General features: G+C 46.1%; 22 protein-coding genes and 1 other annotated feature. All 22 genes read right to left on the bottom strand.

Going from position 1 to position 24,929, the window contains the following annotated elements; translation table 11 throughout:
• Window positions 1-6: 6 nt before the first annotated feature.
• Window positions 7-1,107, bottom strand: coding sequence for a 3-isopropylmalate dehydrogenase (gene leuB, locus QMA09_RS12375; RefSeq protein ID WP_290213325.1), 1,101 nt, complete (start codon window positions 1,105-1,107; stop codon window positions 7-9).
• A 32-nt stretch (window positions 1,108-1,139) separates the two neighbouring features.
• On the bottom strand, window positions 1,140-2,681 hold the full coding sequence (locus QMA09_RS12370; protein WP_135500624.1) for a 2-isopropylmalate synthase: 1,542 nt from the start codon (window positions 2,679-2,681) through the stop codon (window positions 1,140-1,142).
• The gene (gene ilvC, locus QMA09_RS12365; RefSeq protein ID WP_135500623.1) at window positions 2,668-3,702 is read right to left on the bottom strand and encodes a ketol-acid reductoisomerase; all 1,035 of its coding nucleotides are present in this window, start codon (window positions 3,700-3,702) and stop codon (window positions 2,668-2,670) included. The genes QMA09_RS12370 and ilvC overlap by 14 nt, the downstream gene beginning before the upstream one ends.
• Window positions 3,703-3,728: 26 nt before the next feature.
• Window positions 3,729-4,241, bottom strand: a complete 513-nt coding sequence (ilvN, locus tag QMA09_RS12360; RefSeq protein WP_135500622.1) for an acetolactate synthase small subunit — start codon at window positions 4,239-4,241, stop codon at window positions 3,729-3,731.
• Entirely contained in the window at window positions 4,238-5,962 is a 1,725-nt protein-coding gene (gene ilvB / locus QMA09_RS12355) for a biosynthetic-type acetolactate synthase large subunit (RefSeq protein WP_290213324.1), read from the bottom strand. Before ilvB ends, ilvN begins: the two co-directional genes overlap by 4 nt.
• A 344-nt stretch (window positions 5,963-6,306) precedes the next feature.
• Entirely contained in the window at window positions 6,307-7,206 is a 900-nt protein-coding gene (gene ilvE, locus QMA09_RS12350; RefSeq protein ID WP_290213323.1) for a branched-chain-amino-acid transaminase, read from the bottom strand.
• Between the two features lie 321 nt (window positions 7,207-7,527).
• Window positions 7,528-8,715: an elongation factor Tu gene (gene tuf, locus QMA09_RS12345; RefSeq protein ID WP_290213322.1), complete on the bottom strand. Its 1,188-nt coding sequence runs from the start codon at window positions 8,713-8,715 to the stop codon at window positions 7,528-7,530.
• A 115-nt stretch (window positions 8,716-8,830) separates the two neighbouring features.
• Complete coding sequence (gene fusA / locus QMA09_RS12340) at window positions 8,831-10,909, bottom strand: elongation factor G (RefSeq protein ID WP_290213321.1); 2,079 nt, start codon at window positions 10,907-10,909, stop codon at window positions 8,831-8,833.
• Between the two features lie 51 nt (window positions 10,910-10,960).
• The gene (gene rpsG, locus QMA09_RS12335; protein WP_008432480.1) at window positions 10,961-11,431 is read right to left on the bottom strand and encodes a 30S ribosomal protein S7; all 471 of its coding nucleotides are present in this window, start codon (window positions 11,429-11,431) and stop codon (window positions 10,961-10,963) included.
• A gap of 44 nt (window positions 11,432-11,475) precedes the next feature.
• Complete coding sequence (rpsL, locus tag QMA09_RS12330; protein WP_290213320.1) at window positions 11,476-11,895, bottom strand: 30S ribosomal protein S12; 420 nt, start codon at window positions 11,893-11,895, stop codon at window positions 11,476-11,478.
• A 28-nt stretch (window positions 11,896-11,923) separates the two neighbouring features.
• Window positions 11,924-12,229, bottom strand: a complete 306-nt coding sequence (locus QMA09_RS12325) for a ribosomal L7Ae/L30e/S12e/Gadd45 family protein (RefSeq protein ID WP_241666090.1) — start codon at window positions 12,227-12,229, stop codon at window positions 11,924-11,926.
• A 146-nt stretch (window positions 12,230-12,375) separates the two neighbouring features.
• Window positions 12,376-15,981, bottom strand: coding sequence for a DNA-directed RNA polymerase subunit beta' (gene rpoC, locus QMA09_RS12320; protein WP_135500615.1), 3,606 nt, complete (start codon window positions 15,979-15,981; stop codon window positions 12,376-12,378).
• Window positions 15,982-16,088: 107 nt separating this feature from the next.
• The gene (gene rpoB, locus QMA09_RS12315) at window positions 16,089-19,643 is read right to left on the bottom strand and encodes a DNA-directed RNA polymerase subunit beta (RefSeq protein ID WP_135500614.1); all 3,555 of its coding nucleotides are present in this window, start codon (window positions 19,641-19,643) and stop codon (window positions 16,089-16,091) included.
• A 215-nt stretch (window positions 19,644-19,858) separates the two neighbouring features.
• Window positions 19,859-20,461: a class I SAM-dependent methyltransferase gene (locus QMA09_RS12310; RefSeq protein ID WP_290213319.1), complete on the bottom strand. Its 603-nt coding sequence runs from the start codon at window positions 20,459-20,461 to the stop codon at window positions 19,859-19,861.
• A 124-nt stretch (window positions 20,462-20,585) separates the two neighbouring features.
• Complete coding sequence (gene rplL / locus QMA09_RS12305; protein WP_135500612.1) at window positions 20,586-20,945, bottom strand: 50S ribosomal protein L7/L12; 360 nt, start codon at window positions 20,943-20,945, stop codon at window positions 20,586-20,588.
• Window positions 20,946-21,001: 56 nt separating this feature from the next.
• Window positions 21,002-21,502 (bottom strand): 50S ribosomal protein L10, encoded by a 501-nt coding sequence (gene rplJ, locus QMA09_RS12300; protein ID WP_135500611.1) that lies wholly within the window; start codon window positions 21,500-21,502, stop codon window positions 21,002-21,004.
• 36 nt (window positions 21,503-21,538) lie between these two features.
• Window positions 21,539-21,686 (bottom strand) — a sequence feature (ribosomal protein L10 leader region).
• A gap of 42 nt (window positions 21,687-21,728) precedes the next feature.
• Window positions 21,729-22,424: a 50S ribosomal protein L1 gene (rplA, locus tag QMA09_RS12295; RefSeq protein ID WP_135500610.1), complete on the bottom strand. Its 696-nt coding sequence runs from the start codon at window positions 22,422-22,424 to the stop codon at window positions 21,729-21,731.
• A 105-nt stretch (window positions 22,425-22,529) separates the two neighbouring features.
• Complete coding sequence (gene rplK, locus QMA09_RS12290; RefSeq protein ID WP_033542812.1) at window positions 22,530-22,955, bottom strand: 50S ribosomal protein L11; 426 nt, start codon at window positions 22,953-22,955, stop codon at window positions 22,530-22,532.
• A gap of 162 nt (window positions 22,956-23,117) precedes the next feature.
• On the bottom strand, window positions 23,118-23,651 hold the full coding sequence (nusG, locus tag QMA09_RS12285; protein ID WP_290213318.1) for a transcription termination/antitermination protein NusG: 534 nt from the start codon (window positions 23,649-23,651) through the stop codon (window positions 23,118-23,120).
• 103 nt (window positions 23,652-23,754) lie between these two features.
• Window positions 23,755-23,940 (bottom strand): preprotein translocase subunit SecE, encoded by a 186-nt coding sequence (gene secE, locus QMA09_RS12280; protein WP_135500608.1) that lies wholly within the window; start codon window positions 23,938-23,940, stop codon window positions 23,755-23,757.
• A 60-nt stretch (window positions 23,941-24,000) separates the two neighbouring features.
• Window positions 24,001-24,147: a 50S ribosomal protein L33 gene (rpmG, locus tag QMA09_RS12275; RefSeq protein ID WP_135500607.1), complete on the bottom strand. Its 147-nt coding sequence runs from the start codon at window positions 24,145-24,147 to the stop codon at window positions 24,001-24,003.
• Between the two features lie 69 nt (window positions 24,148-24,216).
• Window positions 24,217-24,900, bottom strand: coding sequence for an RNA polymerase sporulation sigma factor SigH (sigH, locus tag QMA09_RS12270; protein WP_175580257.1), 684 nt, complete (start codon window positions 24,898-24,900; stop codon window positions 24,217-24,219).
• Window positions 24,901-24,929: the final 29 nt, after the last annotated feature.

Raw genomic sequence — 24,929 nt, 5'->3', positions numbered from 1 at the left:
CTTTGCTTAAACGTAAGAATACATGATGTGTTCAGATACAAATTCCCGTTCGACTTCCTCGATGACTTTCGTCACGAAAGTTTCAGTCGAAACAGTCCGTTTGCCGGCTGTCGTCAAATCCCCTGTGCAATAGCCATCTTCCAGCACGCCCATTACCGCTTCTTCAATTGCGGAAGCTTCTGAATGCAGGCCGAATGAATGGCGCAGCATCATGGCAACCGACAAGATCGCCGCTGACGGGTTGGCTTTATTCTGCCCCGCGATATCTGGCGCGGATCCGTGTACCGGTTCGTATAAGCCGAAGCCGTCTGTGCGGACACTCGCGGATGGCAGCATGCCAAGCGATCCCGTGATAACCGACGCTTCATCGCTTAAGATGTCACCGAACATATTCTCTGTCACAACGACATCAAAGCGGCGGGGATCGGTGATCAATTTCATCGCGGCCGAATCGACCAGCATATGCTCGACTTCGACGTCTGGATAAGCCGCTTTCCGCTCTTCCACAACTTCACGCCATAATTTGCTCGTTTCAAGGACGTTCGCTTTATCGACCGACGTCACTTTGCCTCTGCGCCCGCGGGCAATTTCGAATGCCTGGTCGACAATCCGCTCGATTTCCCGGCGCGTATATACCAATGTATCAACCGCTGATTTTTCAGAACGGCGTTTCGGTTCAGCAAAGTACAGCCCGCCTGTCAATTCGCGGACGATGACCATGTCCACATCTTTCGCGACCTCTTCTTTTAATGGAGAAGACCCAAGCAATGCCGGCACTGCTTTAACAGGTCGGATGTTCGCGAATAAATCAAAATGCTTGCGGATATTCAGCAAACCTTTTTCCGGACGCAAATGGGCTGGATGGTTATCCCATTTCACTCCTCCGACTGCACCCAGGAGAATCGCATCGCTCGCTTCACATGCAGCCACCGTTTCTTCCGGCAGCGGACTATTATGTGCATCTACCGCACTCCCGCCAATCAATGCATGCTTCAGGTGGAAGGTATGGCCATAGCGCATCGCAATGGATTGCAGCACCTTCACTGCTGCCTCTGTCACTTCTGGTCCGATTCCATCTCCTGGCAATACTGCTATTGTTTTCTCCATTAAAATTCCTCCTCTTTCAATCTTGTTGTGGGTCACCCTGCTGCGACACTGATTTTTTGTCCCGCCTTCACCAATTGGCGATTGACTGCATTTAAATACGCTTTCGCGGTCGCTTCCAGTACATCCTGTGCCACGTCGCGCCCTGTCACGGTTTCCCCGTTATACGTCATGTTGATGACGGCTTCACCTAATGCATCGCGGCCTTTGCCGATTGACGTCACCCGGTAATCCAGAATGTGGACTTTGCCAGCCACAAGCCGCTCCAAGCTATTGAATATCGCTTCTACCGAACCGGCGCCTGTTGCCGAATCCCGAATCAGTTCGCCATCCGGCTTATACGCTGATGCAGTAGCGGTCGGAATGTTCGCTGTGCCGTAATGCACTTGCACACTTTCCAGTTCATAGACCGGCACTTCTTTATCATTTATTTGCTGGTCAGTCAGCAAGACGAACAAATCGTCTTCGACAATCTCTTTTTTGCTGTCGGCCAGTTTCTTGAATTCCACAAATGCTTGGTTCAATTTTTCATCGCTTAACTCAAAGCCCATTTTGATGGCGCGGTCTTTGAAAGCATGTCTGCCGGAATGTTTGCCGAGCACCAATTGCGTCGATGCATCGCCGATCAATTCCGGCGTAATAATTTCGTAGGTCAATGGGTTTTTCAGCATGCCGTCCTGGTGGATGCCGGATTCATGCGCAAAGGCATTTTTTCCGACCACCGCTTTATTGGGCTGAATCAAGCTGCCTGTCAATTGGCTGACCAATTGGCTTGTGCGCTTGATTTCCTTCAACTGGATGCCGGTCTCAATCTCGTAAATTTGTTTACGGATATGCAGCGCAACGGCAATTTCTTCCAACGCCACATTTCCTGCGCGTTCACCGATGCCGTTGATTGTTCCCTCCACCTGCGTCGCGCCGTTTTCGATGGCTGCCAGCGTATTCGCTGTCGCCATTCCCAAGTCATTGTGGCAATGGGCCGATAATTTGACGTTTTCGATGCCGATGACATTATCCGTCACGTATTTGAACATCGCGCCATATTCAGCTGGCGTGGCGTATCCGACTGTATCCGGCAGGTTGATCGTTGTCGCACCTGCTTCGATGACTTTGCGGATGATGCGGACCAAAAATTCCGGGTCGGACCTTGAAGCATCTTCCGCCGACCATTGGACCAGCGGGAAGAATTTTTTCGCATATTTTACAGAAGCGATAGCCGTTTCCATCACTTGTTCCGGCGTCTTCATCAATTTATGTTCCATATGAATCGGAGAAGTCGCTATGAAAATATGGACATGTGGCTGTTCGCCGCCTTTCAGCGCTTCCCACGCTCTTGAAATATCGCTTTCAACCGAACGTGCCAACCCTGTGACGATGGAATTTTTGACGGTGCCCGCAATGCGCTGCACAGCATCGAAATCCCCCGGAGAGGCCGCTGGGAATCCTGACTCTATGATCGTCGCGCCAAAACGTTCAAGCTGGCGGGCGATTTCGATTTTCTCAGCGGTATTCAAGTTGATGCCTGCCGATTGTTCACCGTCTCTTAGCGTCGTATCAAAGATGTCAATTTTGCGCACTGGCGACCACCTCTTTTTCTTTTGTCTTTTTCCCTTCATTGACGAATGGCATCATGGCGCGCAATTCGCGTCCCACTTGCTCGATTTGATGATTTTCTTCCGCTTTTTCAATCGCTGTGAACTCCGGACGGTTTAATTGGTTCTCAAGCAGCCAGCCTTTGGCGAACTTGCCTGTCTGGATATCCGTTAATACATCTTTCATGCGGACTTTCGTATCTGCATCGACGATGCGCGGGCCGGATACGAAGTCGCCCCATTGCGCTGTATCGGAGATTGAATAACGCATGCCTGACAATCCGCCTTCGTACATCAAGTCGACAATCAGCTTTAACTCGTGCATGCATTCGAAATACGCCACTTCCGGCTGATATCCCGCTTCCACCAATGTTTCAAATCCGGCTTTCACCAGCGATGTTACACCGCCGCATAACACTGCCTGTTCGCCGAAAAGATCCGTTTCCGTTTCTTCCTTGAACGTCGTCTCAAGTACACCCGCTCGTGTTGCGCCGATGCCCTTCGCGTAAGCTAATGCTGTTTCCTGCGCTTGGCCTGATACATCTTGGTGGATTGCGATCAAAGCGGGAACGCCGGCGCCTGATTCGTATGTGCGGCGCACAAGATGGCCCGGCCCTTTTGGCGCTACCAGGAACACGTCCACATCGTTTGGAGCAACAATCTGGTTGAAATGAACATTAAAGCCGTGGGCGAAAACCAGTGACTTTCCAGCTTTCAATGCCGGTTTGATTTCATCGTTATAAACTTGTGTCTGGCGCTCATCCGGCACCAATACCATGATGACATCCGCCGCTTCCGCCGCTTCTGCTACAGTAGCAACTTTCATGCCGTCCTCCTGCGCTTGGTCGAATGATTTTCCTTTGCGAACACCCACTACTACGTCAAACCCGGAATCTTTCAAGTTCTGTGCGTGTGCATGTCCCTGTGAACCATATCCGATCACCGCGATTGTCCGTCCTTTTAATACCTGTTCGTTTACGTCTTGGTTATAATACATTTTCGCCATTTTTAATTTCCTCCTCGGTTTTTGTTTTATAGAATCGATAATTGCGCTGCAGGCGTTTTCTGGGTTTCTCTAACAAAAGCGGAAACACCTGTCCGCGTCACTTCTTTAATGCCGTAAGGCCGCATCAGATCGATGAAAGCCTCGATTTTTTCCGGATCGCCTGCCACTTGGAAAGTGGTGACGTTTTTGCTCATGTCCACTACCGTCGCCCGGAAAGGTTCAACAATAGCGTAAAGCTCATTTCTGACAGCTGGCGGAGAGACCACTTTAACGATTGCCAGCTCCCTCATGACCATCGCCTTGTCGGTGATGTCATTGACTTTGATGACATCAATCTGTTTCTGCAGCTGCTTCAGCAATTGCTCCAGCTTGCCGGCATCTTCGACATTGACGACAAACGTCATTTTCGACATTCCCGGCTGCTCCGTATGTCCAACCGAAATGCTTTCAATATTAAACTGCCGTTTCATCAATAAACCCGTCACGCGGTTTAAAACACCGCTTTGGTTGATTACTGTTGTGGTTATAACCCGTTTCATTCGTTCTTCACCCCGATCATTTCATTGAGCCCCTTGCCTGGTGCTACCATCGGATAGACATTTTCCATCTGCACGGTCCGGCAATCGATCAAACACGGTTCATTAGACTCGAATGCCTCTTTGAAAACCGCTTCAGCCTGCTCCATCGTTTCCACTTTGTATCCCGCGATGTCATATGCTTCAGCCATCTTCACAAAATCAGGCTGCACATGGATCAGTGACTGTGAATAGCGTTCTTCATAAAATGTTTCCTGCCATTGCCGAACCATCCCAAGGCTTTGGTTGTTCATGATCACAACTTTTACCGGAAGCCGCAGTTCCTGCAGCAGCGACAGCTCCTGCAACGTCATCTGGAAGCCGGCATCTCCGACAATCGAGATCACTTTTTCATCTGGTCGAGCGAGCTGCGCGCCGATCGCTGCCGGGAAGCCGAAGCCCATCGTTCCTAATCCGCCTGAAGTCACCCAATTATGCGGATGATTGAATTTATAATATTGCGCTGCCCACATTTGATGTTGCCCTACGTCGGTAGTGACGATTGCGTCTCCACCCGTCAGCCGGTGAATCAATTCGATGGCTTGCTGGGGGAGGATGCCGCGCTCCTTATCCGCTTTATACTGCAGCGGATATTCGGTTTTATTGGCTGCTAGGCTTGCCAGCCACTCGGCCGTATCCGGCGACTCGATATCTTGGTTCAATAACGCCCGGAGCGCTTCTCCTGCATCCGCGACAATCGGTATGGCTGTCGGAACATTTTTGCCGATTTCAGCAGGGTCGATATCGATATGGATCACTTTTGCATTCGGTGCGAAATGGGCCAGATTGCCGGTCAGCCGGTCATCAAATCGGGCTCCGATATTCAACAGCACATCACATTCACAAATTGCCGTGTTCGCCGTATACGTTCCGTGCATCCCGGCCATTCCAAGGAATAAATTATGGTTGCCATCAATAGTTCCGAGACCCAGCAAAGTGTTTGTGATCGGCACATTATGCCGTTCCGCAAATTCTCGAAGTTCCGATGCCGCTTTTGCAGCAAGCACCCCAGCTCCCGCTAAGATCAGCGGCTTTCTTGAATTGCTTATCGCCAATGCCGCTTTCTGGATCTGCAAATAATTTGGCTGCGTTGTCGGCTGGTAGCCTGGCAGATTAACTTCTTCGTCTACATAGTTCATCAACAGTCCATTTGAAATGTCTTTCGGTATATCCACCACCACGGGGCCAGGCCGGCCAGTTGAAGCGATGTAGAATGCTTCTTTGATGATCCGCGGAAAATCTTCAACACTTTTCACTTGGTAATTGTGTTTCGTAATCGGCTGCGTGATGCCGATGATGTCAGCCTCCTGAAAGGCATCAGTTCCGATAACCGTACTGGCAACCTGTCCGGTGAAAACTACCAGCGGAAGCGAATCGAGCATGGCATCAGCGATTCCAGTCACAAGATTTGTCGCTCCCGGTCCGGATGTCGCTAGGACCACTCCAGTTTTTCCTGACACCCTTGCATAACCTTCAGCGGCGTGGATGGCTCCTTGTTCATGCCGGGCGAGCACATGACGGATCGGGTTTCTGTGCAATGCATCATAGATTGGTAATACAGCCCCTCCTGGGTAACCGAAGATCACTTCGACACCCTGCTCTTTCAACGATTGAATCAGGATCTCAGCACCGCTGCCTTTCAGTTTTTGTTCAGTTTCTTCTTTCACTTCTACATTTACTCCCAATCTGTCCGCCTCCTTTTGGATTCTGTCTTCGGTGAAATAAAAAAAAGCATTTTCATCCCTAAGCAAAGAAACATGTTCTTTGCTTAGGGATGAAAATGCTTCATGGTACCACCCTAGTTTACTGCACAACAGCAGCCTCATGGATAAGCTAAACTTATCCGTTGATAACGGTAACCACTGCTAAGCTGGCCACCGGGAATACCTATTTGGCCGAAGCCGTTCAGCACTCCACTCGGAGGGGATGTCGTAAAACGATAGTATTACCGGCTTCCACCAATACCGGCTCTCTGTGAATACCTATTCCGTCTACTTTAACCTCGTCATTGAATTGTTTTATAGATTTGTCATACCGCATTTAATTGATCAGCGTATACTTTGACTCCGTCTTCCTGCACAAGCTGCCTGAATGAAACAAGCAAATCATTTGTCACTGGCCCCGGTACACCGTCCCCGATTACCCGGCCATCTACTTTCACTACTGCGATGACTTCAGCTGCTGTTCCGGTTAAGAACACTTCGTCAGCTACATAAACATCATGTCTGGTGAAGACAGCCTCTTCCATGTCATAACCTTTCTCTTTCGCAACTTCCATGATGGCATTTCGCGTTATACCTTCCAAAGCTCCTACATAGCCCGGAGGCGTCAGCAATTTGTTTTTGCGGACGATGAAGATGTTGTCCGCGGAACCTTCTGCCACGTAACCTTGGTCGTTCAGCATAAGGGCTTCGGGCACCCCTGCCAAGTTGGCCTCTATTTTAACTAAGATATTATTCATGTAATTGAGCGACTTCACTTTCGGGCTTAAGACGTCCGAACGGCTGCGGCGTGTAGCCACCGATACTATTTCAATCCCTGTCTCATACAGCGCTTTTGGGAATAAAGATAAGGCTTCTGCAATGACAATCACGCTTGGCCGGGGACAGCTTAACGGATCCAGTCCTAGATTTCCGGCTCCTCTGGAAACAACCAGTCGGATATAGGCATCTCTCAATTCATTGCGGCGCAATGTTTCTGTCACGATATTTGTCAACTCTTCAAAAGTATGAGGAATTTCGAGCATGACCGATTTAGCTGAATCGTAAAGACGTTCTAAATGTTCCTCCAGTCGAAATACGTTTCCGTTGTATGAACGAATCCCTTCGAATACTCCGTCTCCGTATAAAAACCCATGATCGTAAACCGAAACTTTAGCATCTTCTTTTTTTACAAATTCACCATTCAAGTAAATCATCTGTTCGCCCATGCCGCCCACTTCTTTCTTCAAAATATTTTATTGATTGTTCGCTGTATTTGCTTTCTTTTAGTAAATTGTTGTTATCATATCGCCTATCCTAGCAGGTGTCAATCAAGATTGTGATAGTTTTTAGTTTATTTAGAATATTAATAAATTATGTATCCGTTTTCATTGTTGTCGTACCAAGGGTTTTTCAGATTTTAAAAAACCCAAAAAAAATTTTGAATGCAATATATTACATACCTCATATAACAGAGAAAAAGCAGAAAACTGTCCACAAAAAAATCCCCTGCTCATTAAAATGAGCAGGGGATTTACGCTTAGCGAAAATTATTTAGTGATAGTTGCAACTACGCCAGCGCCTACAGTACGTCCACCCTCACGGATAGAGAACTTAGTTCCTTCTTCAAGTGCGATAGGAGAGATTAGAGAAACGATCATTTCGATGTTGTCTCCAGGCATAACCATTTCAACGCCTTCAGGAAGGTTACAAACGCCAGTTACGTCAGTTGTACGGAAGTAGAACTGTGGGCGGTAGTTTGTGAAGAATGGCGTGTGACGGCCACCCTCTTCTTTTGAAAGAACATAAACTTCTGCTTTGAACTCAGTGTGTGGAGTGATTGTACCTGGTTTAGCCAATACTTGTCCACGTTGTACGTCGTCACGAGAAACTCCGCGAAGAAGTGCACCGATGTTGTCGCCAGCTTCAGCATAGTCAAGCAATTTACGGAACATTTCTACACCTGTTACAGTTGTAGATTTTGGTTCTTCAGTAAGACCAATGATATCAACGTTATCACCGATTTTGATTTGTCCGCGTTCAACGCGTCCAGTAGCAACCGTACCACGGCCAGTGATTGAGAATACATCCTCAACAGGCATCATGAATGGTTTTTCAGTGTCACGTGGTGGTGTTGGGATATACTCATCCACTGCGTTCATCAATTCAACGATTTTTTCTTCCCATTCTGGCTCGCCTTCAAGAGCTTTAAGAGCAGAACCTTTGATGACAGGAATGTCATCGCCAGGGAAGTCATATTCTGATAGAAGGTCGCGGACTTCCATTTCAACTAGTTCAAGAAGTTCTTCGTCATCTACCATATCGCATTTGTTCATGAATACAACTAGGTAAGGAACACCAACTTGGCGTGAAAGAAGGATGTGCTCACGAGTTTGTGGCATTGGGCCGTCAGCAGCAGATACTACTAGGATCCCGCCGTCCATTTGAGCAGCACCAGTGATCATGTTTTTAACATAATCGGCGTGTCCTGGGCAGTCAACGTGTGCATAGTGACGCGTAGCAGTTTCATATTCAACGTGAGAAGTGTTGATAGTGATTCCGCGCTCTTTTTCTTCAGGTGCGTTGTCGATTTGAGCATAGCTCATTGCAGTACCACCAGAACGTTTTGCAAGTACTGTAGCAATAGCAGCAGTCAAAGTTGTTTTACCGTGATCGACGTGACCAATTGTACCAATATTCGCGTGTGTTTTAGAACGATCAAATTTAGCTTTACCCATTAGAAAAATCCTCCTCAAAATGTAAGTTATTCGGTCGTTTGGAGTGCCGGAATAATAGGGCCCTATTATTCCCGACATACAAACTATTTATACTTTATTAAAGATCAAAATTCAATTATTGACCTTTATTTTTTTTGATAATTTCTTCAGAAATTGATTTCGGAACTTCTTCATAGTGATCGAAGTGCATTGAGAACACACCACGGCCTTGCGTATTAGAACGCAATGAAGTTGCATATCCGAACATTTGAGCAAGAGGTACCATTGAACGGACCACTTGCGCGTTTCCGCGAGCATCCATACCTTCTACGCGGCCGCGGCGTGACGTAATGTCACCCATGATATCTCCAAGGTATTCCTCAGGGATAACAACCTCGACGCGCATGATTGGCTCAAGAAGAACCGGGTTGACTTTAGAGATAGCATTTTTAAGAGCCATAGATGCAGCAACTTTAAATGCCATTTCATTCGAGTCGACGTCATGGTAAGAACCATCGTACAATTTAGCTTTGATATCGATCAATGGATATCCGGCGATAACACCGTTGTCTAGAGAGTCGCGAAGACCCGCTTCAACAGCTGGGATGTATTCACGTGGAACAACACCACCAACGACAGCATTTTCAAATTCAAAACCTGCTCCTTCTTCGTTTGGAGAGAACTCAATCCAAACGTGTCCGAATTGTCCGCGTCCACCAGATTGGCGGACGAACTTACCTTCAACTTTAGCCGTACTGCGGAATGTCTCACGGTATGAAACCTGAGGTGCACCCACGTTAGCTTCTACGTTGAATTCACGGCGCATGCGGTCAACTAGGATATCAAGGTGAAGTTCACCCATACCAGCGATGATCGTTTGGCCAGTTTCCTGGTCAGTATGCGCACGGAAAGTTGGATCTTCTTCTTGCAACTTAGCAAGGGCTTGACCCATTTTGTCTTGATCCGCTTTTGATTTCGGTTCAACTGACAATGAGATAACTGGTTCCGGGAAGACCATGCGCTCAAGGATTACTTGGGCTTTCTCGTCACACAATGTATCACCTGTCGATGTATCTTTCAAACCGATCGCAGCAGCGATATCTCCACAAAATACTTCAGCGATTTCTTCACGGGAGTTGGCGTGCATTTGCAGGATACGACCTACGCGCTCACGCTTGCCTTTAGAAGAGTTCTGTACATAAGAACCAGATTTAAGAGTGCCAGAATACACACGGAAGAAAGTCAATTTCCCTACGTATGGATCTGTCATTACTTTAAACGCTAGTGCAGAGAATGGTTCCTCTTCGCTAGGCTTACGCAATACCTCTTCGTCTGAATCTGGAAGAACGCCAGTCATTGGCGGTACGTCCAATGGTGATGGAAGGTAGTCAATTACTGCATCAAGCATCAATTGAACACCTTTGTTTTTAAATGCAGTTCCGCAAACCACAGGGTAGAACTCAACATCCAACGTTCCTTTACGGATTCCCGCTTTAAGTTCGTCAACAGTGATTTCTTCGCCGCTAAGGTATTTTTCCATCAAGTCTTCATCAAGCTCAGCAACAGCTTCCACTAATTTAGTGTGCCACTCTTCAGCAAGCTCTTTGTATTCTTCTGGAATTTCACCTTCAGTGATTTCAGTCCCCAAATCGTTCGCGTAGAAACTAGCTTTCATTTCAACCAAATCAATGATTGCAGAGAAGTCATCTTCAGCGCCGATTGGCAATTGGATCGGATGAGCGTTTGCCTGTAAGCGATCATGCAATGTGCCTACAGAATATAAGAAGTCTGCACCGATTTTATCCATTTTGTTAATGAATACGATACGAGGAACTCCGTATGTTGTAGCTTGACGCCAAACCGTTTCAGTCTGTGGCTCAACACCTGATTGAGCGTCAAGAACTGTAACAGCTCCATCAAGAACTCGCAATGAACGTTCAACTTCAACTGTGAAATCTACGTGTCCAGGAGTATCGATGATGTTAACGCGGTGGTTTTTCCATGAAGCTGTTGTAGCAGCAGAAGTGATTGTGATGCCACGTTCTTGCTCTTGCTCCATCCAGTCCATTTGAGAAGCGCCTTCATGCGTTTCCCCAATTTTGTGTATTTTACCAGTGTAATATAAAATACGCTCCGTAGTAGTCGTTTTACCAGCATCGATGTGTGCCATGATCCCGATATTACGTGTTTTGTCTAAGGAGAACTCTCTAGCCATGTTGTTTTTCTCCTTCCGTTTCGGATTAAGATGTAAACATCTCGAAAGAAATTACCAGCGATAATGAGCAAACGCTTTGTTTGCTTCCGCCATTTTGTGAATATCTTCGCGTTTTTTAACAGCTGCTCCAGTGTTGTTGGCAGCATCTAAAATTTCATTAGCCAAACGCTCTTCCATTGTTTTCTCTCCACGAAGACGTGAATAGTTTACAAGGTAGCGAAGACCTAAAGTTGTACGGCGCTCTGGACGAACCTCAACTGGTACTTGGTAGTTTGCTCCACCTACACGGCGTGCGCGAACTTCAAGAACCGGCATAACGTTAGTCAATGCTTGTTCGTATACTTCAATCGGATCTTTACCGCTGCGTTCTTTAACTAGTTCGAACGCTCCGTATAGGATCTTTTGTGAAGTACCTCTTTTTCCGTCAACCATCATTTTATTAATTAAGCGTGTCACCAATTTCGAATTATAAATTGGATCTGGCAACACGTCACGTTTAGCTACAGGACCTTTACGAGGCATGTATGTTCCTCCTTTCAACGAAATCACTTCGTTATTTTAACTTTTTATTTTTTGACTTTTGGTCGTTTAGTTCCGTATTTTGAACGTCCTTGCATACGGCCAGTAACTCCAGCAGTATCAAGTGCTCCACGTACGATATGGTAACGCACACCTGGTAAATCTTTTACGCGTCCGCCGCGAAGAAGAACTACACTGTGCTCTTGAAGGTTGTGGCCTTCGCCGCCGATGTATGCATTGACCTCAATTTGGTTTGTTAACCGTACACGCGCATATTTACGTAATGCGGAGTTAGGTTTTTTCGGTGTCATCGTACCAACACGAGTACAAACTCCACGTTTTTGAGGTGAGCTTACGTTAGTCTGAGACTTTTTGAAGCTGTTATACCCTTTGTTCAACGCTGGTGAGCCTGATTTCGTGCTTTTCGGTTTACGGGGATTGTTAACTAATTGGTTAATTGTAGGCATCGATTTTTTCCTCCTCTCAAAAGGTGTTCTAATACCACATATCCAGGTGGTTCATTTTTTGGGTAAAAACAAAGTCTTTGTGTTTTCTACACAAAAACTGGTATCCAGTAATCGCCACAGCAGCTGCATCGGCATTAATGCCATATACTTTGCCAAGCTTTAATCGTGAATCTGCAAATTCGATCAGAATGCCTTTGTCTTTTGCTGGCTCAATAATCTGTCCGGCCATTCGATCAACCGCGTCTGTTGCCACTATTGCTTCTTGGACAATGCCGCTTTTTAATGCTTTTACTGTTTGCTTTATACCGATGATCGCTTTGCATGCCCGGTTCACTTTGTTGCTGGATATAAAATATCCTCAAAGTTCCAGAGCGCTAAACCATCAACCCTCAACATGTTATCATTCATAGGTTCTAGTGTCAACAGTCTTCTTTAAAAAATCCCGGAGAGTTTTAAAGCACTCTCCGGAACCAGATTAAATTATGATTCGCTTCCGACAATCTCTTGCTGTGCCTTTTTTTCAGCTTGCGCAATCTTGATTTGGCGGTAGCGCTGCATTCCTGTTCCAGCTGGAACAAGTTTGCCGATAATGACGTTCTCTTTCAGCCCTAATAGCTCATCGCGTTTCCCTTTGATTGCCGCATCTGTTAAGACGCGAGTCGTTTCCTGGAATGACGCAGCTGATAGGAATGATTCTGTTTCAAGAGAAGCTTTTGTGATACCCAGAATAACCGGACGGCTTGTAGCAGGCAAATTGCCTTCAAGCACTGCTTTTACGTTCGCTTCAGTGAATTGGTGAATATCCAAAAGTGATCCTGGCAGCAATTCAGTGTCTCCAGCTTCAATCACACGGACTTTACGGAACATTTGGCGAACCATAACTTCCACGTGCTTATCGCCGATTTCAACGCCTTGCATGCGGTATACTTTTTGAACTTCTTTTAACAAGTAAACTTGTACAGATTGTACATCTTTTACTTGCAGCAATTGCTTCGGATCAATTGAACCATCCGTCAATACTTCACCGCGGCGGATGACATCATCCACGTGCACTTTAAGGCGGGCATTATAAGGTGCCAAGTATTTACGTGTTTCAACGTCACCTTGAATCGTGATTTCCTTCTGGCCTTCACGGATTTCATCCACTTCGGTAACTGTACCGTTGATTTCAGAAATGACCGCTTGCCCTTTCGGATTACGCGATTCGAAAATTTCCTGGATACGCGGAAGACCTTGTGTAATATCGTCTCCTGCTACCCCGCCTGTATGGAATGTACGCATCGTAAGCTGAGTTCCTGGTTCTCCGATTGACTGAGCCGCAATGATACCAACTGCTTCGCCCACTTCAACTTCGTCACCAGTCGCCAAGTTCGTTCCGTAGCATTTCTTACAAACGCCGTGTTTCGTATTACATGTAAACGCTGAGCGGATTGTCACTTCTTTGATTCCAGCTTCAACAATCAAGCGCGTCAAATCTTGTGTGATCAACTCGTCCTTCGCTACAATAACTTCTTTTGTTTCAGGGTGGCGGATGGTTTTCTTCGCGTGACGGCCCAAAATACGCTCGTCAAGCTCTTCAATCACTTCCGACCCTTCCATCAATGCTCCCACCAATAGGCCACGGTCAGTTCCGCAGTCGTTTTCGCGGACAATTGCATCTTGTGCAACGTCTACCAAACGGCGCGTCAGGTAACCTGAGTCGGCTGTTTTCAGTGCAGTATCGGCAAGACCTTTACGTGCACCGTGTGTAGAGATGAAGTATTCAAGTACCGTCAAACCTTCACGGAATGAAGACTTGATCGGCAACTCGATGATGCGTCCAGCCGGGTTGGCCATCAATCCGCGCATACCCGCAAGCTGGGTAAAGTTGGATGCGTTACCACGGGCACCGGAGTCGCTCATCATATAAATCGGGTTGAGCTTATCAAGAGATGCCATCAGTTTTTCCTGAATAACATCTTTCGCGCTGCTCCAATAAGAGATGACGCGTGAATAGCGCTCTTCTTCCGTGATTAGACCACGGCGGAATTGCTTCATCACTTTATCTACATTCGCCTGTGCTTCAACCAGGATTTCGCCTTTATCAGGAAGTACTACGATATCTGCAACACCGACCGTAATACCAGCTTGAGTCGAATATTTAAACCCAAGGCTCTTCATGCGGTCAAGCATTCTTGAAGTTTCTGTAATGTGGAAGCGTTTGAAGACTTCTGCAATGATTTCTCCAAGAATTTTCTTTTTAAACGGTGTTACTAGCTCAGCTTCCGCAATATAAGTACGGATGTCCGTCGTAGTCGACACGAAATATTTCGCTGGTGTTTCCACCTGCAAATTGAAGTCAGTCGGTTCGTTGATATAAGGGAACGATTTCGGAAGGATTTCATTGAAAATAATTTTACCGACACTTGTCAATAAAAGCATTTTGTTTTGCTCTTCCGTAAACGTCGGGTTGTTCAACGACCCGGCTAGAATCGCAATTCTAGTGTGAAGGTGCACATGGCCAGTCTGATAAGCGACAAGCGCTTCTTCCGGACCTGAGAATGTAGCTCCTTCACCAGTAGCTCCTTTACGCTCCAGTGTTAAGTAATAGTTTCCTAGAACCATATCCTGGGACGGAGTTACAACCGGTTTGCCGTCTTTCGGGTTCAAAATGTTCTGGGCAGCAAGCATTAGAAGGCGTGCTTCCGCTTGCGCTTCAGAAGATAACGGTACGTGGACGGCCATTTGGTCACCATCGAAATCGGCATTGTATGCTGTACATACAAGCGGATGCAGACGGATTGCTTTGCCCTCGACCAAAGTCGGTTCGAATGCTTGGATACCAAGTCTGTGAAGAGTTGGTGCCCGGTTCAATAGAACCGGATGCTCCTTGATCACGTCTTCGAGTACATCCCAAACTTCTGAATGCAATCGTTCGATTTTACGTTTCGCGCTCTTGATGTTATGTGCCAATCCACGCTCAACAAGTTCTTTCATAACAAAAGGCTTGAACAGCTCGATTGCCATTCCTTTAGGCAATCCGCATTGGTACATTTTCAGATTCGGTCCTACAACGATAACGGAACGGCCTGAATAATCAACACGTTTACCAAGAAGGTTTTGGCGGAAACGCCCTTGCTTCCCTTTAAGCATATGAGAAAGGGATTTCAACGGACGGTTACCCGGTCCAGTGACCGGACGGCCACGGCGCCCGTTATCGATCAACGCATCAACAGCTTCCTGAAGCATGCGTTTTTCATTTTGGACAATGATGCTAGGAGCGCCAAGGTCCAATAAGCGTTTAAGACGGTTGTTCCGGTTGATTACGCGACGATATAGATCGTTTAAATCAGAAGTCGCAAAGCGGCCTCCGTCCAATTGAACCATCGGGCGCAACTCTGGCGGAATTACCGGAAGAACATCCAGAATCATCCAATCAGGATTGTTTCCTGAGTTACGGAATGATTCAACCACTTCAAGGCGTTTGATCGCACGTGTGCGGCGTTGTCCCTGAGCAGTTTTCAATTCTTCTTTCAATGAGTCGGTTTCGCGCTCAAGGTCGATTTCCTGAAGAAGTCGTTTGATTGCTTCCGCTCCCATTGCAGCCTGGAATTTTTTCCCGAACTTATCACGATAAGCGCGATACTCTTTTTCAGACAAAAGCTGTTTCTTTTCAAGCGGTGTATCAGCAGGGTCGATTACTACGTAAGAAGCAAAATAGATGACTTCTTCGAGTGAACGTGGAGACATATCAAGGATAAGTCCCATACGGCTCGGAATTCCTTTGAAATACCAAATATGTGATACAGGAGCAGCAAGTTCGATATGCCCCATGCGTTCACGGCGGACTTTCGAACGTGTGACTTCAACGCCGCAACGATCGCAGACTACGCCTTTATAACGGACGCGCTTGTATTTCCCGCAATGGCATTCCCAGTCTTTTGTAGGACCGAAAATACGTTCACAGAACAAACCGTCTTTCTCTGGTTTTAATGTACGGTAGTTAATTGTTTCTGGCTTTTTGACTTCTCCATAAGACCATGAGCGAATTTTATCGGGTGAAGCTAATCCGATTTTCATATACTCAAAATTGTTAACATCTATCAAGGAGCCTACCTCCCTTTTGTCTCGAGTTTCTGAACGGCTCTTCCTCGTTTGCGACCAAGTGATTGGAATACGGACGGCCAGTTAAGCCGTTCCGCTTCCAAAATGTATCAATCAACTGTTCCAACAGAAGCTTCTTTATCTGCGATTGGCAAGATGTTCAATGAATCCGCTGGCTGAAGATCTTCTTCTTCATCCAAATCGCGCAATTCGATTTCCTCATCGTCAATCGTTAACATCTTAACATCCATACCTAAACTTTGGAGCTCTTTGATCAAAACTTTGAACGATTCAGGAACACTTGGTTCTGGCACGCTTTCACCTTTGACAATTGCTTCATAAGTTTTCACGCGTCCAACAACATCATCCGATTTTACAGTCAGGATTTCCTGAAGTGTATGGGCTGCCCCATAAGCTTCAAGAGCCCATACTTCCATCTCACCGAAGCGCTGTCCACCGAATTGGGCTTTACCGCCCAATGGCTGTTGCGTAACAAGCGAGTAAGGACCTGTTGAACGGGCGTGCAATTTATCATCGACCATGTGGGCAAGTTTGATCATATACATGATCCCTACAGACACACGGTTGTCGAATGCTTCACCTGAACGGCCATCATAAAGGATGGTTTTTCCGTCGCGCGGCATTCCAGCCTCTTCCATTGTTTCCCATACATCTGCTTCATTGGCGCCGTCAAATACGGACGATGCCATATGAATGCCAAGCGAGCGTGAAGCCATACCTAAGTGAAGCTCCAAAACTTGCCCGATGTTCATACGTGATGGTACACCAAGTGGATTAAGCATGATATCTACAGGCGTTCCGTCTGGCATAAATGGCATATCTTCCTCCGGAAGGATGCGCGAGATAACACCTTTGTTCCCGTGGCGTCCGGCCATTTTATCGCCGACAGAAATTTTACGTTTCTGAACGATATAAGCACGCACCAATTGGTTTACACCTGGTGGCAGCTCATCGCCGTCTTCACGGTTGAAAATTTTCACATCAAGTACGATTCCGCCTGCTCCGTGTGGAACACGAAGAGAAGTATCGCGTACTTCACGCGCTTTTTCACCGAAGATCGCATGCAATAAACGTTCTTCAGCTGTCAATTCAGTTACCCCTTTTGGAGTTACTTTACCGACTAGGATATCTCCGTCTTTAACTTCGGCACCGACACGGATAATTCCACGGTCGTCCAAGTTGCGCAACGCATCTTCGCCGACGTTCGGGATATCGCGTGTAATTTCTTCTGGTCCAAGTTTCGTATCACGAGAATCTGACTCGTACTCTTCAATATGGACTGAAGTATAGACATCATCTTTCACAAGGCGTTCGCTCATGATGATCGCATCTTCATAGTTGAAACCGTCCCAAGTCATGAATGCAACTAGAACGTTGCGTCCAAGCGCCATTTCACCGCGTTCCATTGAAGGTCCATCAGCTAAGATATCGCGAGGCGAAACCCGGTCCCCGACTTTAACAATCGGACGCTGGTTGTAGCTTGTACCTTGGTTGGAACGGACAAATTTCTGCAATTTATAAGCAGTCAGGTCGCCCTTCACTTCTTTTCCATCTATCTCTTCAATTCGGCGTACTTTGATTTCGCGTGCTTCGACGGATTCAACAATACCTTCGAACTTCGCGATAACCGCTGCCCCTGAATCTCTTGCAGCCAAATGCTCCATGCCCGTGCCGACGAAAGGCGCTTCAGGGTTTAATAAAGGAACAGCTTGGCGCTGCATGTTCGCTCCCATCAATGCTCGGTTGGAGTCATCGTTTTCAAGGAACGGGATACAAGCTGTCGCTACTGAAACAACCTGCTTCGGCGAGACATCCATGTAATCGATGCGTTCGCGTTTAAGCAATGTGTTCTCACCGCGGAAACGGGCTACCACTTCATTTTCCACAAAAGAGCCGTCATCATTTAATCGCGAATTAGCCTGAGCTACTACGTAATTATCTTCTTCATCGGCAGTCAAATAGTCGATTTGAGGTGTTACGATGCCTGTTTCGGGATCTACACGGCGGTAAGGTGTTTCAATAAAGCCGAATTTATTCACTTTAGCGAATGTTGATAATGTATTGATCAACCCGATATTCGGTCCCTCAGGCGTTTCAATCGGACACATGCGCCCATAATGCGAGTAATGGACGTCACGTACTTCAAATCCAGCGCGCTCACGCGTCAAACCACCGGGCCCTAATGCAGAAAGGCGGCGTTTATGCGTCAATTCGCCCAATGGATTTGTTTGATCCATGAACTGGGAGAGCTGAGAGCTACCGAAGAACTCTTTGATAGAAGCAATTACCGGACGGATGTTGATCAATTGCTGCGGTACGATCGCTTGCGTGTCATTGATCGACATACGCTCACGCACAACGCGTTCCATACGGGATAAACCGATGCGGAATTGGTTTTGCAGCAACTCCCCTACTGAACGGAGACGTCGGTTTCCAAGATGATCGATATCATCCGTGTTTCCAACACCGTAAAGTAGGTTAAAGAAGTAACTAATAGAAGAAATGATATCGGCTGGCGTTACATGTTTGATCTTGTCCTCGATGTAAGCGTTGCTGATAACATTGATTTCTTTTTGCGTTTCATCATTCGGCGCGTAAATCTTCACGGATTGCAATGTGACATCGCCTTCTAGGACGCCGCCATTTTGGGTAACTGAATGGAAATTAACTCCAGCTTCCAAATAAGGGATCAAGCGATCCAGGACACGGCGATCGATTAGCGTGCCTGCTTCAACAAGGATTTCACCCGTTTCCGGATCAACCAGCGTTTCAGCAATCGTCTGGTTGAAAAGACGATTTTTGATGTGAAGCTTTTTATTCATTTTGTAGCGGCCAACATTCGCTAGGTCATAGCGTTTTGGGTCGAAAAAGCGTGAGTAAAGTAAGCTCTTAGCGCTTTCGACTGTTGGCGGCTCTCCAGGACGGAGGCGTTCGTAAATTTCAAGAAGCGCTTTTTCAGTGCTTTCTGTATTATCTTTTTCAAGCGTGTTTTGCAGGTATTCATTGTCCCCAAGCAATTCGATGATTTCTTGGTCGGATCCGAAGCCCAAAGCTCTTAAAAGTACAGTGACCGGCAATTTGCGCGTGCGGTCGATTCTGACATAGACTACGTCTTTTGCGTCAGTTTCATATTCAAGCCATGCGCCGCGGTTAGGAATAACCGTTGCTCCAAAGCCTCTTTTACCGTTTTTGTCTGTTTTGTCGTGGAAGTAAACACTTGGTGAACGCACTAATTGAGAAACGATGACGCGCTCTGCGCCATTGATGACAAAAGTACCAGTTTCCGTCATTAATGGGAAATCGCCCATAAAGACATCCTGTTCTTTTACTTCGTCTGTTTCTTTGTTGTGGAGACGTACTTTTACGCGTAGTGGAGCCGCATATGTGACGTCGCGTTCTTTCGATTCAGAAACTGGATACTTTGGTTCTGCGAGACTGTAATCTACAAACTCGAGCGAAAGATTTCCAGTGAAATCTTCAATCGGCGAGATATCTCGGAACATTTCGCGCAGCCCTTCTTCGAGGAACCACTCATAAGACGCTGATTGAATTTCAATCAGGTTAGGAAGATCGAGCACTTCTTTAATTCTCGAAAAACTTCTACGTTGACGATGTTGCCCGTACTGAACTAGTTGACCTGCCAACTTATTCACCCCTCAATAAAACGATTATAGGTCTTTGCGATTTCCACCGGATGGTGTATGATATCGAAAAGACAAAAAGAAAACGAGGCTAAACAATAGCTCATTTTCGGTATACCCGTGATTTGCTCTGCCGCCATGCCAAGCCCCAAAAAGGGCAAACGACCTCAAAATAATAATTTTGCATTTCATTATAATAACACAAGGGATTTGTCAAGTCAAACTTTTCTGGCTTCGAAAATAAAGTAACCCTTCTTCTTGTCAGCCTGCCGGCAATTGCCGAAAAGTTCCTCTAATTTCTCCTGCGTCGATGGCGCACCCTGCTTTTTCTGGATAACCACCCACAGGGATCCACCACTTTCCAACTTCTCAAATGCTTCTTCGTAAAAACGGAATATCGTGTCTTTGCCCGCGCGTATCGGCGGGTTGGTCAAGATCGCCGAAAATCCTTCCGCCTCAACAGCAGCCAGTCCGTCACTCTCGTAAATTCGAACATTTGCCACTCCATTTTTTTCTGTATTCTTTTTAGCCAATTCAATGGCGCGTGTATTCACGTCTACCATATGAACTTCTTTGTGGGGAATTGTTTTGGCGATGGCCATTCCGATCGGCCCGTATCCACAGCCGACATCAAGAATTGGCCCCTTCAGATCCGAATCTTTAAATGCTTCGATCAGCAGCCGGGAGCCGAAATCGACTTCACCTTTGCTGAACACACCTGCATCTGTCTGGAAATGAAATTCTTCGCCCCGCAATGTATATGTCCATTCTCGAGGATTGCTTTTTGTTTGAGGATTTTTGGAATAATAATGCTGTGACACAAGGAGTCCTCCTTACATTTATCAACTCAGCATGCTGCCGTACCGGAATTTCCGGTTTTAAAAAGAAGAAAAAGCCCGTCGGTGAATACTGACGAGCTTCTTTCTTATTCAAAAGGTGTTGAAATTATTTAACTTCTACTGAAGCGCCAACTTCTTCAAGTTTGCCTTTTAGTTCTTCAGCTTCTTCTTTAGTAACGCCTTCTTTGATTGCTTTAGGAGCTTCGTCAACTAGTGCTTTAGCTTCTTTCAAGCCTAGGCCAGTAGCTTCGCGTACTGCTTTGATAACTTTGATTTTTTGATCGCCAGCAGAAGCTAGGATTACGTCAAATTCAGTTTGTTCTTCTTCAGCAGCACCGCCAGCAGCAGCTGCAGCAACAGGAGCAGCAGCAGTTACGCCGAACTCTTCTTCGATTGCTTTTACAAGGTCGTTAAGTTGTAGAACTGTCATTTCTTTGATTGCTTCTAAGATTTGTTCTTGTGTCATTATAGTTTCCTCCTATGGAAAGTTGATTTTTTTGTCGTACTTATCCGGCTAACTTATTAAGCGCCTTGTTCTTCTTTGCTGTCTGCAACTGCTTTTGTGATAGCAGCAAAGTTGCGGACTGGAGCTTGAAGTACGCTGAGTAGCATAGAAAGTAGACCTTCGCGTGATGGAAGTTCTGCCAATGCTTTTACATCGTCAGCGGATGCAACAGTGCCTTCGATGATACCCGCTTTAATTTCAAGCGCTTCGTTCTTTTTAGCGAAATCGTTGATGATTCTCGCTGGAGCTACTACATCTTCGTTAGAAAATGCAATTGCGTTTGGTCCTGTCAAGTGTTCGTTGATCGCTTCAAGACCGTGCATTTCTGTCGCGCGGCGAGTCATTGAGTTTTTGTAAACTTTAAACTCAACGCCTGCTTCACGAAGCTGTTTACGAAGTTCTGTTACTTGTGCAACGTTCAAACCGCGGTAATCAACAACTACAACAGAAGCTGCAGCATTGAATTTATCAGCGATTGTCTGCACGACAACTTTTTTCGTTTCAACTGCTTTGCTCATTTTGGCACCTCCTATAGATTTTTCAATTCGTACCGTCAGCCCATAAGAAAAGCCTCTGGTCTAAACAGACACAGAGGCATAATATCAGCATCAAAAAGATGTCAACTGAATTCATCATGTCCTCGGCAGGGATAAATTAAGCGGCTGGCGCCCCTGCTGTCTGCGGTACAAATATGCATTTCACAACTTCGCAATTATAGCAACGCGGAAATGGTTTGTCAAACTCTTATTTTCCTACAGTAGAAGTATCCACTTTAACAGCAGGTCCCATTGTAGTTGTTACGTTTAGGGATTTGATGTATACGCCTTTAGCAGCCGATGGCTTAGCTTTAAGGACAACATCGTAGATCGCTTCCAAGTTTTCAGCAAGTTTGCCGTCTTCGAAAGAGACTTTCCCGATTGGCGCATGGATGATACCCGTTTTGTCTGCACGGTATTCCACTTTACCAGCTTTGATTTCTTGAACAGCTTTTGTTACATCAAATGTAACTGTGCCTGTTTTCGGGTTTGGCATTAAGCCTTTTGGCCCTAAAACGCGTCCAAGTTTACCAACTTCACCCATCATGTCAGGAGTTGCAACGATAACATCGAAGTCAAACCATCCTTGTTGGATTTTTTGGATATATTCAGCATCGCCGACGAAATCTGCGCCAGCTGCTTCAGCTTCTTTAAGTTTTTCGCCTTTAGCGAAAACCAATACGCTTTGAGTTTTACCAGTACCGTTTGGAAGCACTACCGCTCCACGGATTTGCTGGTCGTTCTTGCGCGTGTCGATTCCAAGACGGAAAGCCACTTCTACTGTTGCATCAAAGTTCACTGTGCTTGCTTTTTTAGCAAGTTCGATCGCTTCTTTAGCTTCGTAAAGTTTTGTGCGGTCGATCAATTTTGCTGCATCTTGCAGCTTTTTGCCTGTTTTAGCCATTTTAAACGTCCTCCTTGTTGTGGTCTAACGGTTTAAACCTCCCACGATTAAAGGCTGCGCGGTTCACATTGAACACACGCAACCCATCCAAAAACAACTGCTGTATTAGTCTTCGATTGTAATGCCCATGCTGCGAGCAGTACCTTCAACCATCAACATTGCAGCTTCAACTGAAGCAGCATTTAGATCTGGCATTTTAGTTTCTGCGATTTCGCGAACTTTGTCGCGTTTTACAGTCGCTACTTTATTGCGGTTCGGTTCGCCTGAACCTGATTCAATACCGGCTGCTACTTTAAGTAGAACAGCTGCGGGTGGAGTTTTCGTAATGAATGTAAATGAACGATCTTCAAATACTGAAATCTCAACTGGAATGATCAGTCCTGCTTGATCTGCCGTACGCGCGTTGAACTCTTTACAGAAGCCCATGATGTTAACACCTGCTTGACCCAATGCTGGACCAACTGGTGGCGCTGGATTAGCTTTTGCTGCAGGGATCTGCAATTTTACAACTTTAATAACTTTTTTAGCCACGAAACACACCTCCTTAAGTCCGTGATGTGGTAATAGGGTTTCCCCTCCCACTCAATATCTCTGTCAACTATGTTGATAGAATTAATTAGCTTGTACAAATTGTCTGATGACAGTCTGACCTATGAAATAATACCACTTCCCTAAGAGAATAGCAAGGGGTATTTAAATTTTATGGGCTTGCTCAAAATCAAGTTCCATTTTTGTTTCACGGCCAAAAATATCGATCGACACTTTGACTTTGCCTTTTGTTTCGTCGATTTCTTCGACTTTCCCTTGGAAGTTCGCAAATGGCCCTTCCATGACTTCAACGGTATCGCCCACCGCAAAGTCGATATCCACTTTGCGCGAAGCCATGCCCATCTGTTTCAGGATGAAATCGACTTCTTCATCTAAAAGCGGCGTCGGTTTCGCGCCTCCGCCCGATGAACCGATAAAGCCGGTTACACCCGGCGTGTTGCGTACAACATACCAAGATTCATCCGTCATGATCAATTCAACCAGCACGTAACCCGGGAAGGTTTTGCGCATGACCGTACGTTTTTTGCCATCTTTGAAATCTGTTTCTTGTTCTTCCGGGATGATGACGCGGAAGATCTTGTCTTGCATGCCCATCGTTTCGACACGCTTCTCCAAATTCGCTTTCACCTTGTTCTCGTATCCGGAATACGTATGGACCACATACCAATTTTTCTCCATATTCGTTCGGACTAAACGTCCGTCCCTCCTTTTTTCACCAAATGAAAAAACCCGTTCTCAACTGCTGACGGGCTATTTTTGACATGTTATTGTTGTTGATCCTTTAAAGCGCCAAGAACCAGCGGAATAATTCCGAGATGCCTGAATCAATCAATGCGAAGAAAAGAGCCATGAAGATGACCGTTGAAAGAACCACTATTGTGTAGCGTGTCAGTTCTTTGCGTTTAGGCCAGCTAACTTTTCTCATTTCCGAAACGACGTTCTTAAAGAAACTGCCAATGTTGCCCATTGTTTAAAAAACCTCCGAAAATTTAAAATCACTCTATATCGTTCGGCATTCACTTAATATTCATATCGTTTGTTTATGCACGGTATGCCCATTGCAATGAGCACAGAATTTATTAAGTTCCAAACGTGTGCTGGATTCCGAACGCGCCGGAACCGTATAATTGCGGGATGCACATTTCGAGCAGCTTAAAACGATTTTTTTAGCCATATTTCTTCACCCTATTCGAGTTTTCAGCTTTTTCCAGATTAGCATCTTAAAAGTAACCTGTCAACAGCGTCAGGACGTCTGCGTCTCATCCAGCTGAAGATGTCGCTCCAATTTGCGCTTGACGCGCTGCAGCGCATTATCAATGGATTTGACATGGCGTTCTAATTTTTCTGAAATTTCCTGATAGGATTGTCCATCAAGATAGAGCGCTAGCACTTCTCTTTCGAGGTTGCTGAGCACTTCACCCATTTTTGCTTCCATGTACATGAACTCTTCATTGTTGATCATCAATTCTTCAGGATCATCCACCCCGTTGCCTGTCAGCACATCCATCAGTGTCCGGTCCGATTCTTCATCGTAGATCGGTTTATCCAGCGAAACGTAGGAATTAAGCGGAATATGTTTTTGGCGGGTCGCCGTTTTGATCGCCGTGATGATCTGGCGGATGATGCACAATTCGGCAAACGCGCGGAACGATGATAATTTATCGCTGCGGAAATCACGGATCGCCTTATATAGGCCGATCATCCCTTCCTGGATGATATCTTCCTTATCGGCGCCAATCAGAAAGTAGGAACGCGCTTTCATACGGACAAAATGCCGATATTTCGTAATTAAATAATCCAAGGCCTCAGTATTTCCGCTGTGGACTACGCTGACAAGTTCTTCATCTGACATTTCTGTGAATCGTTGGGCTTGAACTTGCTCATGATTTACCACGGCTATCCCTCCGGTTGCGAGCCTCGATATCATCAGTATACAGGAAGCAAAAATTGAGCGTC

Source organism: Planococcus sp. APC 3906 (assembly GCF_030407685.1).
In the GTDB taxonomy this organism is placed as follows: Bacteria; Bacillota; Bacilli; order Bacillales_A; family Planococcaceae; genus Planococcus; species Planococcus koreensis.
This window is presented reverse-complemented; position numbering and strand designations above follow the sequence as displayed.

Excerpts from the sequence above, each read along its gene's own strand:
- leuB (WP_290213325.1), bottom strand. The coding sequence starts at position 1,107 with ATGGAGAAAACAATAGCAGTATTGCCAGGAGATGGAATCGGACCAGAA.
- ilvC (WP_135500623.1), bottom strand. The coding sequence starts at position 3,702 with ATGGCGAAAATGTATTATAACCAAGACGTAAACGAACAGGTATTAAAA.
- ilvN (WP_135500622.1), bottom strand. The coding sequence starts at position 4,241 with ATGAAACGGGTTATAACCACAACAGTAATCAACCAAAGCGGTGTTTTA.
- ilvE (WP_290213323.1), bottom strand. The coding sequence starts at position 7,206 with ATGGGCGAACAGATGATTTACTTGAATGGTGAATTTGTAAAAAAAGAA.
- tuf (WP_290213322.1), bottom strand. The coding sequence starts at position 8,715 with ATGGGTAAAGCTAAATTTGATCGTTCTAAAACACACGCGAATATTGGT.
- fusA (WP_290213321.1), bottom strand. The coding sequence starts at position 10,909 with ATGGCTAGAGAGTTCTCCTTAGACAAAACACGTAATATCGGGATCATG.
- rpsG (WP_008432480.1), bottom strand. The coding sequence starts at position 11,431 with ATGCCTCGTAAAGGTCCTGTAGCTAAACGTGACGTGTTGCCAGATCCA.
- rpsL (WP_290213320.1), bottom strand. The coding sequence starts at position 11,895 with ATGCCTACAATTAACCAATTAGTTAACAATCCCCGTAAACCGAAAAGC.
- rplL (WP_135500612.1), bottom strand. The coding sequence starts at position 20,945 with ATGACACAAGAACAAATCTTAGAAGCAATCAAAGAAATGACAGTTCTA.
- rplJ (WP_135500611.1), bottom strand. The coding sequence starts at position 21,502 with ATGAGCAAAGCAGTTGAAACGAAAAAAGTTGTCGTGCAGACAATCGCT.
- rplA (WP_135500610.1), bottom strand. The coding sequence starts at position 22,424 with ATGGCTAAAACAGGCAAAAAGCTGCAAGATGCAGCAAAATTGATCGAC.
- nusG (WP_290213318.1), bottom strand. The coding sequence starts at position 23,651 with ATGGAGAAAAATTGGTATGTGGTCCATACGTATTCCGGATACGAGAAC.
- secE (WP_135500608.1), bottom strand. The coding sequence starts at position 23,940 with ATGGGCAACATTGGCAGTTTCTTTAAGAACGTCGTTTCGGAAATGAGA.
- rpmG (WP_135500607.1), bottom strand. The coding sequence starts at position 24,147 with ATGGCTAAAAAAATCGTTTTAAGCTGCTCGAAATGTGCATCCCGCAAT.
- sigH (WP_175580257.1), bottom strand. The coding sequence starts at position 24,900 with ATGATATCGAGGCTCGCAACCGGAGGGATAGCCGTGGTAAATCATGAG.